The organism is Thermococcus chitonophagus (assembly GCF_002214605.1).
Lineage (GTDB): Archaea > Methanobacteriota_B > Thermococci > Thermococcales > Thermococcaceae > Pyrococcus > Pyrococcus chitonophagus.
This window is the reverse complement of sequence record NZ_CP015193.1, coordinates 970,522-988,110: the sequence shown is the minus strand read 5'-3', so window position 1 is coordinate 988,110 and position 17,589 is coordinate 970,522. Positions and strand designations below refer to the sequence as shown.

General features: G+C 48.2%; 16 protein-coding genes, 1 tRNA gene and 1 CRISPR repeat array. Of the genes, 12 read left to right on the top strand and 5 right to left on the bottom strand.

Annotated elements, in window-relative coordinates; translation table 11 throughout:
- The first annotated feature begins 40 nt into the window (after positions 1 to 40).
- Complete coding sequence (locus A3L04_RS05520; protein ID WP_068576892.1) at positions 41 to 916, top strand: acetamidase/formamidase family protein; 876 nt, start codon at positions 41 to 43, stop codon at positions 914 to 916.
- Positions 917 to 1,377: 461 nt separating this feature from the next.
- Positions 1,378 to 1,882: direct repeats of the CRISPR family, unit length 30 nt; unit sequence GTTACAATAAGACTAGAAGAGAATTGAAAG.
- 59 nt (positions 1,883 to 1,941) lie between these two features.
- On the opposite strand, the gene A3L04_RS05515 is transcribed toward A3L04_RS05520, so the two are convergent.
- Entirely contained in the window at positions 1,942 to 2,811 is an 870-nt protein-coding gene (locus tag A3L04_RS05515; protein ID WP_068576894.1) for a cation diffusion facilitator family transporter, read from the bottom strand.
- A gap of 105 nt (positions 2,812 to 2,916) precedes the next feature.
- Between A3L04_RS05515 and A3L04_RS05510 the strand changes: the two genes are divergently transcribed.
- From A3L04_RS05510 to A3L04_RS05495, 5 genes are all read left to right on the top strand, one after another.
- Positions 2,917 to 4,239, top strand: coding sequence for an RNase J family beta-CASP ribonuclease (locus tag A3L04_RS05510; RefSeq protein WP_068576895.1), 1,323 nt, complete (start codon positions 2,917 to 2,919; stop codon positions 4,237 to 4,239).
- A 74-nt stretch (positions 4,240 to 4,313) separates the two neighbouring features.
- On the top strand, positions 4,314 to 4,436 hold the full coding sequence (locus A3L04_RS11400) for a hypothetical protein (protein ID WP_269451362.1): 123 nt from the start codon (positions 4,314 to 4,316) through the stop codon (positions 4,434 to 4,436).
- A 235-nt stretch (positions 4,437 to 4,671) separates the two neighbouring features.
- Positions 4,672 to 5,700 (top strand): polyprenyl synthetase family protein, encoded by a 1,029-nt coding sequence (locus tag A3L04_RS05505; protein WP_068576897.1) that lies wholly within the window; start codon positions 4,672 to 4,674, stop codon positions 5,698 to 5,700.
- On the top strand, positions 5,701 to 6,327 hold the full coding sequence (locus A3L04_RS05500; RefSeq protein ID WP_068576899.1) for a DUF3267 domain-containing protein: 627 nt from the start codon (positions 5,701 to 5,703) through the stop codon (positions 6,325 to 6,327).
- Positions 6,328 to 6,371: 44 nt separating this feature from the next.
- The gene (locus A3L04_RS05495) at positions 6,372 to 7,205 is read left to right on the top strand and encodes an NAD(+) kinase (RefSeq protein WP_068576901.1); all 834 of its coding nucleotides are present in this window, start codon (positions 6,372 to 6,374) and stop codon (positions 7,203 to 7,205) included.
- Here A3L04_RS05495 and A3L04_RS05490 read toward each other — a convergent pair.
- Positions 7,202 to 8,164: a homoserine dehydrogenase gene (locus A3L04_RS05490; protein WP_068576903.1), complete on the bottom strand. Its 963-nt coding sequence runs from the start codon at positions 8,162 to 8,164 to the stop codon at positions 7,202 to 7,204. The two genes, A3L04_RS05495 and A3L04_RS05490, sit on opposite strands and share 4 nt — an antisense overlap.
- Positions 8,165 to 8,273: 109 nt before the next feature.
- Here A3L04_RS05490 and A3L04_RS05485 point away from each other — a divergent pair, with 109 nt between their 5' ends.
- Entirely contained in the window at positions 8,274 to 8,819 is a 546-nt protein-coding gene (locus A3L04_RS05485; protein ID WP_068576905.1) for a nicotinamidase, read from the top strand.
- Here the strand turns inward: A3L04_RS05485 and A3L04_RS05480 are convergent.
- Positions 8,797 to 9,768, bottom strand: a complete 972-nt coding sequence (locus tag A3L04_RS05480) for an AI-2E family transporter (RefSeq protein ID WP_068576907.1) — start codon at positions 9,766 to 9,768, stop codon at positions 8,797 to 8,799. The genes A3L04_RS05485 and A3L04_RS05480 overlap by 23 nt on opposite strands.
- Positions 9,755 to 10,210 (bottom strand): HIT family protein, encoded by a 456-nt coding sequence (locus A3L04_RS05475; protein WP_068576909.1) that lies wholly within the window; start codon positions 10,208 to 10,210, stop codon positions 9,755 to 9,757. Before A3L04_RS05475 ends, A3L04_RS05480 begins: the two co-directional genes overlap by 14 nt.
- A 91-nt stretch (positions 10,211 to 10,301) precedes the next feature.
- Here A3L04_RS05475 and A3L04_RS05470 point away from each other — a divergent pair.
- From A3L04_RS05470 to A3L04_RS05455, 4 genes are all read left to right on the top strand, one after another.
- Positions 10,302 to 10,379: transfer RNA gene (locus tag A3L04_RS05470), tRNA-Tyr, on the top strand.
- Between the two features lie 45 nt (positions 10,380 to 10,424).
- Positions 10,425 to 11,348 (top strand): MBL fold metallo-hydrolase, encoded by a 924-nt coding sequence (locus tag A3L04_RS05465; RefSeq protein ID WP_068576911.1) that lies wholly within the window; start codon positions 10,425 to 10,427, stop codon positions 11,346 to 11,348.
- Positions 11,345 to 13,966, top strand: a complete 2,622-nt coding sequence (locus A3L04_RS05460; RefSeq protein WP_068576913.1) for a DEAD/DEAH box helicase — start codon at positions 11,345 to 11,347, stop codon at positions 13,964 to 13,966. The genes A3L04_RS05465 and A3L04_RS05460 overlap by 4 nt, the downstream gene beginning before the upstream one ends.
- A 55-nt stretch (positions 13,967 to 14,021) precedes the next feature.
- Complete coding sequence (locus tag A3L04_RS05455) at positions 14,022 to 14,780, top strand: metallophosphoesterase family protein (RefSeq protein WP_068576915.1); 759 nt, start codon at positions 14,022 to 14,024, stop codon at positions 14,778 to 14,780.
- Here A3L04_RS05455 and A3L04_RS05450 read toward each other — a convergent pair.
- Positions 14,749 to 16,041 (bottom strand): lipopolysaccharide biosynthesis protein, encoded by a 1,293-nt coding sequence (locus A3L04_RS05450; protein ID WP_068576917.1) that lies wholly within the window; start codon positions 16,039 to 16,041, stop codon positions 14,749 to 14,751. The two genes, A3L04_RS05455 and A3L04_RS05450, sit on opposite strands and share 32 nt — an antisense overlap.
- Positions 16,042 to 16,132: 91 nt before the next feature.
- Between A3L04_RS05450 and proS the strand changes: the two genes are divergently transcribed.
- Positions 16,133 to 17,581 carry a proline--tRNA ligase gene (gene proS / locus A3L04_RS05445; protein WP_068576919.1) on the top strand — a complete coding sequence of 483 codons (1,449 nt, stop codon included), beginning with the start codon at positions 16,133 to 16,135 and terminating at the stop codon, positions 17,579 to 17,581.
- Positions 17,582 to 17,589 lie beyond the last annotated feature (8 nt).

Genomic DNA, 17,589 nt, shown 5'->3' with positions numbered 1-17,589 from the left:
CAATTATAAGCCTTTGGCATACTTGAGAATGGTGGCCGATATGATAGTCGTGCCGAGGGAGAAGCACGTGTACTCTTTTGGCCCAGATATGAAAGAAGTTGCAAGGGTAAAGCCGAGAGAAATAATAGTGTTTGAGACATTAGACGCCCTGGGAGGGCAGATAAAGAGTGAAGATGATACAATAGAGAGGATAGACTTCTCGAGGGTAAACCCGGCAACTGGCCCAGTGTACGTGGAGGGTGCTAAGAGGGGGATGACCCTTAAAGTAAAGATCCTAGACATAGAAGTCGCCGACAGGGGAGTTATAGTTACGGCACCGGGGGCTGGGGTTCTTGGGGATAAAGTTAAGAAGCCGAGAACAAAGATCTGCGAGATAAAGAACGGCTTCGTACACTTCAACGAAATTAGAATTCCCGTTAGGCCAATGGTAGGAGTTATTGGTGTTGCATCTGAGGAGGAAGTTCCAACGGGGACCCCTGGAAGGCACGGTGGTAACATGGACACTAACCTGATAACCACGGGCTCGACGGTGTACTTCCCCGTGTTCAAGGATGGGGCCTACCTTGCGTTAGGAGATCTCCATGCGGTTATGGCCGATGGAGAGGTCTGCGTCTCTGCCTGTGAGGTAAGTGGGAGGGTTATCGTTAAGGTTGATGTAGTTGACTGGAGAATAGAATGGCCAGTCGTTGAAACTAACGATTCCTATTATATACTCGTTTCTCATGAGAACCTCGAGGAGGCCGTGAAAGAGGCAGTTGAGCAGGGAGTCAAGTTCATCATGGAGAGAAGGGGATTATCTTGGGACGAAGCTTACATGCTCGCAAGCCTAATCATGGATGTCCAGATAAGCCAACTTGTTGATCCAAAGAAAACTGTAAGAGTTCGGATCCCGAAAGAATTTGTCGAAAAATTTTAGAAACCCGTTAGGTTACTCGATTTTGCTGTTTTCTCTTGTTTTATGTCTTCATTTATTAAAACGGGGTGTCGTAAGCCAATTGGATGATTTTAGTTACTACATGTTATTATATTTCATAATGTGTTGTCATCTTATAATTAATGTTACGAAAATTTTTCTTTAATTTTGGAAATCTGTTCACGCCAAAACAATCATGGTCAAATCCAAATATTGGATGTTTAAATGCATTGTAGGACTGAAATTTATAAGTATTGGTTAAAATAGTGCTTAATAATGTCTTGAACTTCATTGTTGTGGAATATAATGGGCAGACATCATGGCCCTAAGGTTATGTTTGGGTGCTGTAATGCCCTTTCTATGCCTCTATATGTGGCACACCTTAAGCTACCCCTATTCGAAAAACTTATATTATCCAAGCCCACATACAGGAGAATGAACAAAATGAGGCAAAAATTTGGCCTGTTACAATAAGACTAGAAGAGAATTGAAAGTTGGGAGAACAATAAGACCGTTCCCACCGGGCTTCTGTTACAATAAGACTAGAAGAGAATTGAAAGTGGGAGTTTGAACATACCGATTCTGAATACATACTCGTTACAATAAGACTAGAAGAGAATTGAAAGTGTTGCTGACCCAACCACCGACGATAATTAGGTTCTTATCGTTACAATAAGACTAGAAGAGAATTGAAAGCGATGTAAATCGATGGCTCGGCCCAGTAGAGCCTGCGTTACAATAAGACTAGAAGAGAATTGAAAGACACGGAGCTTGAGGGACATTGGATTAGATAGTGGGCGTTACAATAAGACTAGAAGAGAATTGAAAGCCAAGATGTACAGCCCAAACTGTCTCTCTTGACTGTCGGTTACAATAAGACTAGAAGAGAATTGAAAGTTGGCAGTTCCTGAAGAATTTTATTAAGCTCTTTAGGTTACAATAAGACTAAGACTAGAAGATAACTGAAAGAGAGAGCTTGAACAGACAGGCTAGGAAGTTTTTAGAGTTGCTTTCTGCGGATTTAATTATCAATCCGTCGGACAAATGATTCCTCCATTTTTACACCTGTCTACCTCCAGCTGAACGGTTACGTGCTTTACTCCGTACTCTCTCAGGATTTCTTCGATCCTATCTATTATCTCCTGTCCCCTGCTTATTGGCATGTCCTCCACCGACACGTGGCACTCAAAGTGTACCTCATCCTCCCCAATCCTCCACGCGTGGAAGTGATGTGCATTCTTAACCCCAGGGATTTCCTCTATCCTCCTCTTTATCTCCTCAAAGTCTAGTCCTGGGGAAGCCTCCATTAACACTTCAACGCTCTCCTTGAGTATGTAATATGCTTCCCTTAGGATGTAGAGGGCTATTCCAACTGTAATTAGAGGATCTACCCAGGAAACGTTGTACTTCAGCATTAGAAGCCCCCCAATGACGACGGCCATCGAGGATAGGGTGTCGCTGAGCAGGTGGAGGTAGGCAGATCTAACGTTCATGCTCTCATGGCTGTGCTCATGGAGTAACAATACTGAGAATATGTTTGCCAGCAATCCAACAGCGGCAACTGGAAGCATGACCTTAACGTCAATTGCCTTGGGAGCTAAGAACCTCCGGTAGGCTTCGACAATCAGAAAGAGAGAAACTCCAACTAAAACGCTCGAGTTTATAAACGCAACAAGAATTTCGGCCCTTCTGTACCCAAAGGTAAACTTCTCATTCTTCCTCCTCTGTCCTATCTTGAGGGCTATGTAGCTAGCCAATATGCTCATGGCATCGCTGAAATTGTGGAGGGAATCGCTCAGCAGAGCCAAGCTCCCAGATAATATTCCACCAACTATCTCCGCCCCAGTTATAGCGAAGTTCAGGAGTGCAGATGCTATCATTTTCCTTTCGAGCTTCATCGTAATGACGTGGATGCACACCTTTTTAAACTAAACCCGTGAACTAAGATCAGCTCCGCCCCGTGCCCGAAAGGGCTCGGGGCATTAGAACGGAGGAGGAAGGAAATGATCAAGATATACACGCTGGGAGGATACGAGGAAGTAGGAAAGAACATGACTGCAGTAGAATACGATGGAGAGGTAGTTATTGTTGATATGGGGATAAGACTTGACAGAGTTCTAATCCACGAGGACGTTGAATTCCAGAAGATGAGCTCCAAGGAGCTCAGAAAACTAGGAGCGGTTCCAGATGATAGACCAATAAGGAACAAGAAGGTGGTTGCCATAGCCTTATCGCACGGGCACCTTGATCACATAGGAGCAATTGGTAAGTTAGCTCCCCACTACCCTGATGTCCCTATCTACGGAACTCCCTATACGATAAGACTTGCAAAGAGCGAGATAAAGGGTGAAGAGTACTTCGAGGTCACTAATCCGCTGTACGAGACGAACTACGGTGAAATAGTTCAGGTAAGCGAGAACCTCGCAATAGAGTTCGTGCAGATAACTCACTCAATTCCCCAATCCTCAATAGTCGTAATCCACACTCCCGAGGGGGCAGTGGTTTACGCCTGCGATTACAAGTTCGACAACAACCACCCCTACGGTGAGAGGCCGGACTACAAGAGGCTGAAGGAGCTTGGGAGGGAGGGAGTAAAGGTTTTAATTCCTGAATCAACGAGGGTTGCCGAAGAAACTAAGACTCCAAGTGAGGCCGTTGCGAAGATGCTCCTTGAAGACTTCTTCCTCTACGAGGGGTTGGAGGCTGATGGTTTAATTGCCACAACCTTCGCGAGCCATATAGCGAGGCTTCAGGAGCTAATTGAGATAGCGAACAAGATGGGGAGGCAGGCGGTATTCATCGGGAGATCATTAGCGAAGTACACTGGAATAGCGAAGCAGCTCGGATTAATAAAGATGAAGGGCTCAAGGGTTCTCCGGAGTCCAAATGCCGTGAGTAAGGTTCTTAAGGAAGTATCTCAGGCGAGGGAGAACTATCTCCTGATAGTTACCGGACATCAGGGCGAACCTGGGGCGATCCTAACTAGAATGGCCAACGGAGAGCTTTACGACATAGGGAAGAGGGATACCGTGGTGTTCTCGGCTGGAGTAATTCCCAACCCCCTGAATATAGCCCAGAGGTACGCCTTAGAGACAAAATTGAGGATGAAAGGAGTTAGGATGATAAAGAACCTCCACGTTTCCGGCCATGCGAGCAGGGAAGATCACCGCTACTTAATCAGGATGCTCAATCCCGAGTCCATAGTTCCTGCCCACGGAGAGTTCAGGATGCTCACTCACTATGCTGAGCTCGCCGAAGAGGAGGGATATATGATAGGTAAAGATGTATTTATTTCGAGGAATGGCCACGTGGTTGAAATCCCTTAGAGATCTTTACTTTTCCCTTTCCTTGTTAGGAGTTCTATAATGGGAAGAAAAAATTCTCAACCCCAGGAATAGGGATGATAAGATGGGGATGTAGGGAGGAGACAATAAACGAGCTGATAAAACTTGTCGAGATTGATAAGGACAATGCGAGATTTGTGGGTGTGAACGTAGGCGATGCAAGGTTCAGCATAAAGTAGGAAATAAGGTTGAGAGAGCAGATAACGGTTCTCGAAGACGGTAGGATTAGGGCCACCATACATCACTGTGATACCACCAAATGAGAAAAATGAAGATGATACCCAGAAAAACTAAATTGTTTTCCTGATTTTTGGTTAAGTTTGGCATCACTATACTCTACGGCAATAAAGTAAAACTCATAAAGACTTCACCTTTTTCATCCTTGGCTACTTATTGTCCTCGGAGGGAACGGCAATGGGAGAATATGACGAACTCTTCGCAAGGATTAAGGAAAAGGCTAAACTCGTTGACGAAAAGTTATTCGAGCTCATCCCTGAAAAGGAACCAAAAGTCCTCTATGATGCGGCGAGACACTACCCATTGGCAGGTGGCAAAAGGGTCAGGCCTTTCGTTGTTTTAACTGCAACTGAGGCCGTTGGCGGCGACCCCTTAAGTGCTGTTTATCCAGCGGTTGCCATAGAGCTAATCCACAACTACTCCCTCGTTCACGATGACATAATGGATATGGACGAGACGAGAAGGGGCAAGCCTACAGTACATAAGCTCTGGGGAATAAACATGGCAATTCTCGCTGGGGATCTGCTCTTCAGTAAGGCCTTTGAAGCAGTATCAAGGGCTGAAGTTAGTCCGGAGAAGAAGGCCAGAATTCTGGAGACGATAGTTAAGGCCTCAAACGAGCTCTGCGAAGGTCAGGCAATGGATCTAGAGTTCGAGAAGAGGGAAACTGTAACGATAGATGAGTACATGAAGATGGTGAGTGGGAAGACCGGGGCCTTGTTTGACGCTTCAGCTACTATAGGAGGAATCGTTGGCACGGAGAATGAGGAGTACATCAAAGCCCTCTCAACTTGGGGAAGGAACGTGGGTATAGCCTTCCAGATATGGGATGACGTTCTCGATTTAATAGCTGACGAGGAAAAGCTGGGCAAGCCCGTTGGTAGCGACATAAGGAAGGGGAAGAAAACGCTCATAGTTGCCCACTTCTTTGAGAATGCAGATGAAAAAGCCAAGGAGAAGTTCATGAGGGTGTTTGGAAGGTACGCGGGTGATGTGAAGGGTAAGGGTATAATTGAAGAGGATGTTAAGGCTGAGGTTATGGAGGCCATAGAGCTGCTGAAGGAGTATGGAAGCATAGAGTACGCCTCACAGGTCGCAAAAGATCTCGTCGATAAGGCCAATGAAGCCCTAAAGGCTCTCCCTGACAGCACCGCGAGGAGAGATCTGGAGTTATTAGCTAGGTTCATAGTGGAGAGGGAGTACTAAATGGGAGAGCTGAATCTTAGGGAGTACACATGGGACATAATCTCTCTGTATTTTATATTATTCTTCCTATCTGCGAAGCTTGCTCAGGTAGTAGTAGGTGACGTAGGAGTTGAGATGAGCTCGATTTCTGACGTGCTGAGGCATGTCCTCTTACCTCTCGCTGTTTTAGTGATCCTTCATGAGGGTCTCCACGCCGTCGCCTTTAAGCTCCTTGGGGCAAGGGTCAAGTTTGGAGTGGCAATGGTGACCAAGATAGATATTGCCCCTTACGTGTCAACTAACATGAAGATCAAGGCTAGAGATTTCATTAAGGCTACCTTAGCCCCCCTTTTTATTCTCTCACCAATCACGCTGATCCTTGCTAAACTATTCAACTCCTTTTTCTGGGCCTTCATATTCGTGCTTAATACGGCAGGCTCGGTTGGGGACATAATAGTTGCCCTAACTTTAATGAAGATGCCCAAGGACGCTCTAATCTGGGACGAGGGGACGGTTATGGTTTCAACCCACGACTTCCCGAGGCCTTACCCGAGGATAGTTTCCACAGCATTAAAGCTTGGACTAATAGGTCTCGTAGTAATTTTCATCAGCAACGTGGAGTTTGTTGTAGTTTATTCCAATGGATAAGCACTAAAGTTAAAAATGCAAACCTCGGAAAACTTTCGATTTCTATGAAGTTCGGGATAGTCGCTAGGAGGGACAAGGAAGAAGCTTTGAAGCTCGCGTATAGGGTGTATGATTTTCTCAAGGTTAGTGGTTATGAAGTTGTAGTTGATTCTGAAACATATGAAAACTTCCCTCATTTCAAGAAAGAAGATGTCATACCTTTAGAGGATTTCGACGTGGATTTCATAATAGCTATAGGTGGGGATGGGACGATCCTGAGGATAGAACACAAGACCAAGAAGGACATCCCAATTTTAAGCATAAATATGGGTACCCTTGGATTTCTCACGGAAGTTGAGCCTCCAGAAACATTCTTCGCGATAAACAGGCTGCTTGAGGGTGACTACTACATCGACGAGAGGATAAAGCTGAGGACGTATATAAACGGGGAGAACAAGGTTCCAGATGCACTGAACGAAGTTGCAATATTAACGGGAGTTCCTGGGAAGATAATCCACCTTCGCTATTATATAGATGGAGGACTTGCCGATGAAGTGAGGGCCGATGGACTGGTTGTATCAACTCCTACGGGATCTACGGGCTACGCCATGTCAGCAGGCGGACCTTTCGTTGATCCAAGGCTCGATACTATAATTATAGTCCCTCTTCTTCCTCTCCCCAGGACCTCAGTCCCAATGATAGTCCCCGGCAATTCTACCGTTGATGTAAGGCTAGTGACGGATAGAGAGATAGTAATGGCAATAGACGGCCAGTACTACGAGTATCTACCTCCAGACGTTGAGATAAGGATCAAGAAGAGTCCAAGAAAGACAAAGTTCGTGAGGTTCACAAAGGAAATTTATCCAAAGTATACGATGAGGATAAAGGAGAGGCACTAGCGGGGGCTCGGGAACTTTAAGGCCGCTTTAACTATGTCCGTGAACACGCCGCTGGCTGTGACCCTTCCTCCTCCACCCTTCCCCTTGAGGACGAGCTCTCCAAGGTTGTTCGTTCTTATTATTGCGGCGTTGTAAACTCCTGAAACAAGGAGAGGGCTGTTCTCTTCAAGTTTCCTTGGCTTAACGCTTATCTCGCCCTTTGAAACTCTAGCAACTAACCTCACGTTCTTGGCGTCCTCAACTTCCCTTATTCCAACCCTCTCGGTTTTCTCGGGAGGCTCTCCGTAGGCGACCCAGTGGAGAATCTTCGCCTTGTAAAATGCGTCGATTCCATCTATATCCTTTGATGGATCCTCCTCTAGAACTCCTAAGGATTTTGCCTCCTCAAATGCTTCCTCAAAGCTCTTACCACTTTCCATCCTTGTAAGGATGAAGGTAGTGCTGGCATTGAGAACCGCCAGTATCTCCTCTATATTCTCCCCTAAGAGGTTCTCCCTGAGCAGGCCTATTATTGGAGTTCCGGCCATAACCGTAGATTCAAAGTACACTCCAGCTTTTGACTCCTCCGCGAGCTCTCTAAGCTTATCGTAGTGCTCAGCTATTGGCGGCTTGTTGCTTGTAACGACGCTGACCCTCTCCTTAAGGGCCACTTCGTACATGCTGAACGCTCCGTCCCAGCTGCTTACGTCAACCAAGATGTCAGGTTTTACCTCTTCAATCAGCTCCTTGGGCTTGAAGGAGTACACCTCATAGTCCCCAAGAGCGCTTATTCTCCCTGCATTCTCCTTTACTTCTTTAACCTCAAGGGGGTCAAAGTCGCCCCAGACGGTTCCGCTCCTATCGGTTATTGATTCGACCTTTATTTTAACTCCAACAACCTCTGGATTCTCTGACACTATCTCAACTAAAGCCCTGCCAACGGTACCAAACCCGAAAATAGATACCTTAACCTCCTTCATGGGCTAAGGGTACATGGATAAAATTAAAAAGTTGATGCCAATCCAGAGGTCATACTGTCAACCAAAACCTTAACTTTCCTTTCAGCTTATTTATACCATGGTGATCAGCATGCCCGAGGAGGCACTCATAATTGTTGACATGCAGAGGGATTTCATGCCCGGGGGGGCTTTACCAGTTCCTGACGGGGACAAGATAATACCTAAGGTGAACGAGTACATAAAGAAGTTCAGGGAAAAGGGCGCACTTATAGTCGCAACTAGAGACTGGCACCCGGAGAACCATATCAGCTTCAGGGAGAGGGGCGGTCCTTGGCCTAAGCACTGCGTCCAGAACACCCCAGGGGCCGAATTTGTTGTTGACTTGCCCGAGGATGCCGTGATAATATCCAAGGCAACTGACCCCGACAAGGAGGCTTATTCGGGATTTGAAGGGACAAACTTGGCGGGGATACTTAAGGAGAAAGGCGTGAAGAGGGTTTATATCTGTGGAGTTGCTACGGAGTACTGCGTAAGGGCCACGGCCCTTGATGCAGTTAAGCACGGCTTTGAGGTCTACCTGCTCAAGGATGCCGTCAAGGGAATAACTCCGGAAGGTGAGGAGAAGGCGCTTAAGGAAATGGAGGAGAAAGGAGTCAAGATCGTGGAGGGTTTGTGATTTTCTTCCACTCCTTCAGCATTTCTATTGCCACATTGAGGACTATTGGGCCTATTATGAGCCCTTTAAGTCCAAGGCCCCAGGTTCCGCCTATCATTCCTATCAAAACTATAGTCTCATCAAAGTTGGCTTCCCTGGCAACCAGCTTTGGCCTTATCGTGAAGTCTGGTGTTGGAGAGACCAGGAGTGCTCCATAAACTGCCAAGCCTAAGGCCGAGAGCAGGTGCCCCTGCTTGAAGAGGTAGAAGCTGCCCGCCACCCATATCATCCAGCCCTCAAACAACGGAACGAAGGAGAAGAGGATAGTGAGTATCCCAGCGAGTATCGCCGTTGGAAGGTTTGAAACCCTGAACATTATGAAGCCAAGGGTCATGAGAAAGCCCTTCGCTATGTTGAGAAGGAGCCATGCCCTTATGAGTGCCTGGAGCGTTAAGTTTCCTCGCTCTACTATTCTGTTGAGCCTCTCATCTTCAAACACGAGCAACTCGCGAATTGCGTTCCTCTTTATTAAGAAGAAGTACACGAACGCTAGATACACAACCGTCTGGAGGAGATACTTTGGAATGGAGAACGTTAGATTTACAAGGTACTCCTTTCCCTTCTCTATCGCCTGAGTCGTCAGCTCTTCAATTGAGCCTATTGGGAGCTGGACTGTTTTTATGAATTTTTCTGCATCTGAAAGGTACAGGTAGGCTTGATCCACCACGGGAGTGAGGGTGTACACGAGGAGGAGCAGGGTTCCGAGTGCTATCATGAGAATGAGCAGGGTTAGTGCAATGGCAGACTTTCTAACCCCAATTTTCCTGGACAGCCTAACGTGTACTGGTTCGAGGGCATAGGCGGTTACAAACGCGAAGAATAGGGCCGAGAAAAATGGGATAATCGTTAGTATTGCCAGGTACACTATGATTACAGCTACGACACCTAGCACTATTTTATTCAGATCCATTAATAGCCACCCTCAGCCTTTCTATCTCCCACTCGCTGAGCCTATTCCTTACCCACCTCTCCTTGTTTGCCAAGTTTTCGTCCTCAATGTCAAGCACGGCCTTCCTAACCCCTCCCCTTGGGAAGTTGCAGTCACCCCTGTACCTAGGAATCACATGAACGTGTAAGTGTTCGACGGTTTGGCCTGCTACTCCTCCAATGTTCATTCCAACGTTAAAGCCATCCGGCGATAGCACTTCCTTCAAGGCTTCCATAGCCCTCTCCACGCCTTTCATTATCGCAAGCTTCTCCTCCCAAGTTAAATCCTCAACTCTGGTGACGTGCCTCTTTGGGACTACGAGCAGGTGCCCCCTGTTTGCGGGATAGCTGTCAACGAGTATCCTTATCAGCCCGTCCTCGTACAGGAGATTTCTCGGCTCTGGAGTGCAGAAAGGGCACTGCATAAATCTAGTTCTCAGCTGGGTTTATAAGTCGCTCCGCGAAAAGTTTATAAACCCACTTTTGGTGAGATCAATTTGGGGCTTACAGTAGGGTCCCGCGGTAGCCTAGCCTGGTAGTGGCGGCGGACTGTAGATCCGCAGGTCCCCGGTTCAAATCCGGGCCGCGGGACCACCAGAATTCTATTCTTTTGGCCTTATTCTGGCGGGAGGGTAAAGTATGAAGATAATCCCCTTAGCATCGGAGAGCCTTGGAGTTAGGAGCCTTGCCCTTTACCTTAAGGTGGGCAAAACGGGAATTCTGATAGATCCTGGGGTTGCCCTAGGGCCGAAAAGATACTCCCTTCCGCCCGCAGAATCCGAGATGAAGGCCCTGGCGTTAGCTAGGGAGAAGATTCAGGAATACGCGAAAAGGACTGAGATAATAACTATCTCCCACTACCACTACGACCACCACACTCCCTTCTTTGAGGGCCTGTATGAGAGCTCATCCGTTGAAAAAGCTAAGGAAATCTACACGGGGAAGATTCTGCTGATAAAGCATCCGACCGAGAACATAAACCACAGCCAGAGGAAGAGGGCTCACGAGTTCTTGAAGAATGCAAATCCAATCGCAAAGAAAATAGAATTTGCCGACTCAAGGGCCTTTGACTTCGGCGGCTTCACCGTAGAGTTCTCTCCTCCGGTGCCTCACGGAAGGGAAGGGTCGAAGCTAGGTTTCGTGCTGATGACGCTGGTGGATGACGGCAAAAAATCCGTCCTGCACGCGAGCGATACCCAGCTTATAAACGATAGGGCCATTGAATGGATTATCGAGAAGAACCCTGATGTTATATTCGCGGGAGGCCCTCCAACGTACCTAACGCACAGGGTGGGCAACGTCAGGGACATAGGAATTAGGAACATAAACAGGATAATAGCCGAAACCAACGCCGAGCTGATAATAGACCACCACGTGGTTAGGGATAAGGGTTACGAGAAGTTCTTTGAAGAGCTCGACAAGAGGCCGTTAACCTTCGCCGAGTTCCTGGGGAAGGAAAGTGCTCCCCTTGAAGCTTACAGGAGGGAGCTGCACAAGCTTGAAAAGGGAGAGGATGTTGAACTACCTAAGGGCGTTCAAAAATTCCTGAAGGAGCTGAAATGATAGAGGTATTCAAAGGCTTGGAGAGCGAGATAGTCAACGTCCACGAGATACCTCCCCGCTTTGGTGAGTATGGGGAGTTCAAGTTTAGGCATGAGGAAGTCAACGAGCTAGTTGAGAGGCTTGGGTTTAGACTTTATTCCCACCAAGTGAAGGCCCTCGAAAAGCTGTACGCGGGGAAGAACGTTGTAGTTTCAACTCCGACCGCGAGCGGGAAGAGCGAGATATTCAGGCTGTTCATCTTCGACAAGTTCCTTGAGGATCCCTCCTCAACCTTTCTCCTGATCTACCCGACTCGAGCCTTGATAAACAATCAAATGGAGAAGTTCAGGCGCGAAAATGCAATCTTTAAGGAAGTATCCGGCAGGTCAGTAAAGGCCGAAATACTAACCGGGGACGTGGAGTGGAGCGAAAGGAGGAGGATACTCAGGGAGAAGCCCAACGTCATCTTCACGACCCCAGACATGCTCCACCACAACATCTTGCCGAGGTGGATGGAGTACAGGTGGTTGCTCAAGAACCTCAAACTGCTGGTCGTTGATGAACTACACGTGTATAGGGGGGTTTTTGGAACGAACGTGGCCTTTGTCTTCAGAAGGCTGTTCTTTAGGCTCAAGAGATTAAGCTCAAATCCTCAGATTCTGGCTTTATCTGCAACCCTCAGGAACCCAGGAGAGTTCGCCAGGGAATTCTTTGGGGTGGAGTTCGAGGAGGTAACTAGGTCCGGAAGCCCGAGTCCAAAGAGGTACATAGTGATGTTCGAGCCCAGGAGGTTCACTGGTGAACAATTAATAAGGCAGATAGTTGAAAGGCTAGTGAGGGAGGGCATCAAAACCCTAGTCTTCTTTGACTCAAGGAGGGGAACCGAGAGGGTAATGAGAATGTTCCTCTTTTCTGACGTGTTTGACAGCATAACCACTTACAAGGGAACCCTAACCAAGGAAGAGAGGTGGATGATAGAGAGGGACTTTAAGGAAGGCCACCTCAAGGTTCTGCTAACGACAAATGCCCTTGAGCTCGGTATAGATATAGGCGATCTCGACGCTGTGATAAACTACGGAATTCCGTCAGATGGTTTATTCTCTTTAATCCAGAGGTTCGGAAGGGCTGGGAGGGATCCAAACAGGGTTGCAATAAATGCCATAATACTGAGGAGGAACGGTCTCGACTACTACTACAAGGAGCACTTCGACGAGCTCGTGGAGGGGATAGAGAAGGGACTCGTTGAGAGGATTCCGGTAAATCTCAACAATCAGAGGATAGCCAAAAAGCATCTTCACTACCTTCTGGCCGAGCTCGGCGTCATTGAGCTTGAGGAGATTCCTGACTACTGGCTTAAGGCCTTTGAGGAGCTGAGGAGCGAGGGAGCAGTTGAAGTTCAGAAGAACCCGATAACTGGGAAGGATGAGGTCAGGATAAGAAAGCCGGCTAACTACTCCTCGATAAGGACGACGAGCGATGAGAGCTTCTTCTTGGTCTTGGATGAGCCCTGGGTTAGGGCCGGGCTTATGAGGAGGAGCGGGACTGAGCTTCTCAGGTTCATAAACTACCTGAAGAAGAGGAAGATGATAGTTGAGGAGGTTGACGAGCTCGAGTTCCACAGGAGCCTCCTCCCAGGGATGGTCTACCCCTCTAGGGGCAGACTTTACATGGCCGTTGACAAGGTGAAGAGGGAGAAGTTCCACTTCGTATTCGCCCGCGAGATCCCAATGCAGGAGGATCTTGAGACGAACGTTAGCAAGGTTGAGAGCATAGAGATCCTAGAAACCTATAGGGATAAGTCCGTAGGGCCCGTCAAGGTGTTCATGGGAAGGCTTAGGGTTAGGCACGAGTACACCGGCTACGCCGTCAAGGGGAGGGACGTTGAGAGGCACGTGGAGAGGCTTGAGAGGTTAAGGGAAGAGGGAGTACTGAAGGGAGAGGTTGAGTACTCCGTTACCTACTTCGAGGACTGGTGGAAGTTCGCTAGGGTGACATTCGACTCTCCCTACGTTAGGGAGTTCGAAACCGAGGGAATCTGGCTCGTGTTCCCCAGGGAGATAGAATCAGTTCCCGTAGAGGAGTTCAGGGAGTTCTTCGCAAAGGCCTCGGAAGTTGATCCCGAATTAGCCATGTTCCTCTACAACAGGCTATCGAGAAAGATGCTCTTCCCAACGCTCCTGGGGGCAACTACCCACTACATAAGGAGCATTATAGCTAAGCACTCAAAAGACTCTGGAATAGCAGATCCTGAGTTCGTCTTCGCCGTAAAGAAGATGATAGACAGCAAGGACGGCATTGGTTCGGGCCTCCACGCGATAGAGCACAACCTGATAAAGATATCTCCGGTTGTAACGCACGTTGACTCCAGGGAGCTTGGAGGCTACAGCTACGACGACTATCACGGGTTTCCGGTGGTGTTCATTTATGATGGGAACGAAGGGGGTTCCGGAATAATAGGGCCAATATACGAAAACATTGAAAAGCTGATGGTGAGGAGTAAGGAGCACATAGCCAAGTGCCCATGCAAGGACGGGTGTCCCGCCTGCATATATTCACCCAAGTGCGGAACCTTCAACGAATTCTTGGACAAGTGGATGGCGATCAAAATATGGGAGAAGGTTCTCAATCAAAAGGTTTAAATACCTCAAGGATTTTAGTTAATTTGGGTAAAGAAAAGTTCTAGGGGGTGGTAAGATGGTGTACGTGGCTGTTCTCGCTAACATAGCAGGAAACCTTCCGGCCCTAACGGCGGCCCTGGGGAAGATAGAGGAGATGAAGGAGGAAGGGTACGAGATCGAGAAGTACTACATCCTGGGCAACATAGTCGGCCTATTCCCCTATCCTAGGGAGGTTATAGATGCCATTAAGGATCTTGCGAAGAGCGAGAGGGTGAAGATAATTAGGGGTAAGTACGACCAGTTTATCGCCATGAGTGATCCCCACGCGGAGGGGCCGGATTATATAGACAAGCTTGAGATACCAAAGCACCTCAAGGCTTCACTCAAGTACACGTGGGAGAAGCTTGGTCATGAGGGTAGGGAGTTCCTGAGGGATCTCCCGGTTTACCTCGTGGACAAGATAGGAGACAACGAGATATTCGGGGTTTACGGTAGCCCAATAAACCCCTTCGATGGAGAAGTGCTTCCAGACCAGCCAACGAGCTATTACGAGGCAATAATGAGGCCAGTTAAAGAGTACGAGATGCTCATAGTGGCAAGCCCGAGGTATCCTGTAGATGCAATGACGAGGTACGGAAGGGTCGTCTGCCCCGGAAGCGTGGGCTTCCCACCAGCAAGGGAGCACAAGGCAACCTTCGCCCTGATAGATGCCGAAACCCTAAGGGTGAAGTTCGTCGAGGTCGACTACGACAAGAAGATAATCGAGGATAGGATAAAGAACGAGAAGCTCCCAGATGAGATAATTAGGATTTTATACCACGGAGGAAAAGCCTGACCGCTCTTCTCAAATCTTTATATTCTATGAGTAAGTAAGCAATTAAGCCCAGAACTGGGAGCTTTATTGAAATCGCCTGAAAGGGCATCGCCAATACAAAGGGCCTTATTGATGTAATTTTTACCCCGAACCTCCTTCTTGTCTCGGCTAGAACGAGCAGGAATATAATTGAATATCCAGCCAAAAGCCCCAGGAATGTTCCCACCTCATAAATTCTCGGAATTAGGGAGAGCCACAGAAGAAGGGAAACGAGGGCACCAGTAAGGGAGTATATGGCGGATCTCTTTATGTACTCCGTAGCGCTCAGGACGTTTATCAGGGGGTTGAAAACCACGTAGACTTCAACAGCTAGAAGGGAAAGGAGGAAGGACCACCCAAACTCTATTCTAAAGATATTCTCCAAGAGGTTTGAGAGGAGAAGCATCAGGAATACCGCCAAGGCGGTCAGCAGGGAAAGCAGAGTGGTTGCTTCCTCTGCTAAAGCTTTAATTTCCTCCCTTCTACCTCGGCCATAGTCGAAGGCGTAAAGGGGAACGATTGCGGATTGGAGCACCTGAGGCATGTAAGAGAGCAGGAACGAAGTTGAGAGCATTGCCGACACAGCTCCCGCCACCCTAGAGCCTGCAAGCTTTTCCGTGAGAAAGTACGGGGCCTGGATTAGGAATATACCAGCTATACCGCCCAAGAAGGCCCAGCCCGAGTACTTAACGAGCCCTTTAACTTCCCCTACCCTGGGCCTCCCCAGGAATTTCATTGAATAAGCAAGGCCAAACCCTGAAATCATGCCCAAGAGGAGATAGTAGGGCATCAAAACCCCATCAAGAAAGCCCACAAGGAAGCCCAGAAAGCCCAAGAGAACCGCGTAAGCGTAGACCTCTCCTCTGTGAAGTCCGTAGATGAACGAGCGGAACGTGAGCTGTAAGGCCCTCAGTACAGAGAGAACAGCGAGCTGAAGATTAATTGGAGCTAAGAGAAGCCCCAAGAGAGGAAAAGCATAGGAAACGCTAGTTATCGACTTGATTCTCTCCTCTTCTCTCCTCCCCAGGAACTCCGCCGTGAATTTGCCCAAACCCACGGAGAAAAAGGCTAGGAAGCCGGCAAGCAGGAAGGCTTGTGAAATTAGAGAGTTTACCTCTCCAAGGATCTCTACTCCATACCTCCTTGCCACAACAACGTTGTAGAGGAACCTGCTTCCCCCAAAGACAGCCAAAGCTATTATGCTCGCGAGCGAGTGCCTTATTATAACCTTCCTCTTGTCCATGCAGGTAGCTTTTATTTCGTCAATTAAAAGCTTTTCAAAGACAAAACGAAAGATTAAAAATTACTTAACCCGGCTAACTTTAGGTGGTCTTATGGTGGAGAGGAAGAAGTGGAGCGAGAACTTCAGCGAGTGGTTCAACGATGTAATAGAGGAGGCTGGAATTCTAGATAAGAGGTACCCCGTTAAGGGAATGAACGTTTGGTTGCCATACGGGCTTAAAATAATGAGAAACATAGAGAGGTTCATTCACGAGGAGATGGAGAGAACTGGTCATCAAGAAGTGTTGTTCCCGGCTTTAATCCCCGAAACCGAGTTCAAGAAGGAGGCCGAGCATATAGCCGGTTTCGAGGGGGAGGTCTTCTGGATAACCCATGCAGGTCATGACGAGCTCGACGTTAAGCTCATTCTGAGGCCAACAAGCGAGACCGCTATCTACCCCATGTTCTCCAAGGACAGGGGAGGCTGGATCAGGTCTCATGCCGATTTGCCATTCAAGATATATCAGATAGTCAACGTCTACCGCTACGAGACCAAGCACACGAGGCCTTTAATCAGGGTTAGGGAGATAAGCAGGTTCTTCGAAGCCCATACAGCACACGTAGACTTTGAGGATGCGGAAAGGCAGATAAAAGAAGATCTGGAGATATTCGACAACCTCATGAAAAAGCTTGCTATAGCTTACATAATCTCGAAGAGGCCCGAGTGGGACAAGTTCCCTGGAGCATACTACTCCCTGGGAGCAGAGGTTGTGATGCCCGATGGAAGGACGCTTCAGATAGGAACCATGCACCACTACAAGGACAACTTCGCTAGGGCCTACAACATAATTTACGAGAAAGAGGATGGAACTCACGCCTATGTCCACCAGACGACGTTCGGAATGAGCGAGAGACTCCTCGCTGCCGTCATAGCCATACACGGGGACGACAGGGGGATGGTTTTGCCTCCAACGATAGCCCCTATTCAGGTAGTTATAGTCCCGATACCGAAGAAGGGCGAGGAGGAGAAAGTCTACTCCTACGCTAGGGAGATCGAGGAAGAGTTAAGGACGGCTGGAATAAGGGTTCACCTCGACCTGAGGGACAAGAGGCCCGGATGGAAGTTCTACGACTGGGAGCTTAAGGGAGTTCCAGTAAGAATAGAGGTCGGGCCGAGGGACGCTGAAAACAGAACGGTAGTCATCGCGAGGAGGGATAAGCTCGAGAAGATCACAATAAGCAGGGAGGAGCTCGTTGACAAGGTTAGGGGGCTGTTCGACGATATAATGAACTACCTAGCTGAGAGGTCGAGAAAGTGGCTCGAGAGTCACATAAAGAGGGTCGACACTCTGGAGGAGGCAAAGAAGGCCTTTGAAGACAGGAGGGGGGTAGTCGAGATCCCGTGGTGCGGCAGCGAGGAGTGCGGGCTTAAGATGGAGGAGGAGCTCGAGGCAAAGATGCTCGGAACACCTTATCCTAACCCCGAGGCACCAGAGGGGAAGAAGTGTCCAGTATGCGGCAGGGAGGCTAAGTTTATAGCGAGGTTCGCAAGAACTTACTGAGGGCTCTC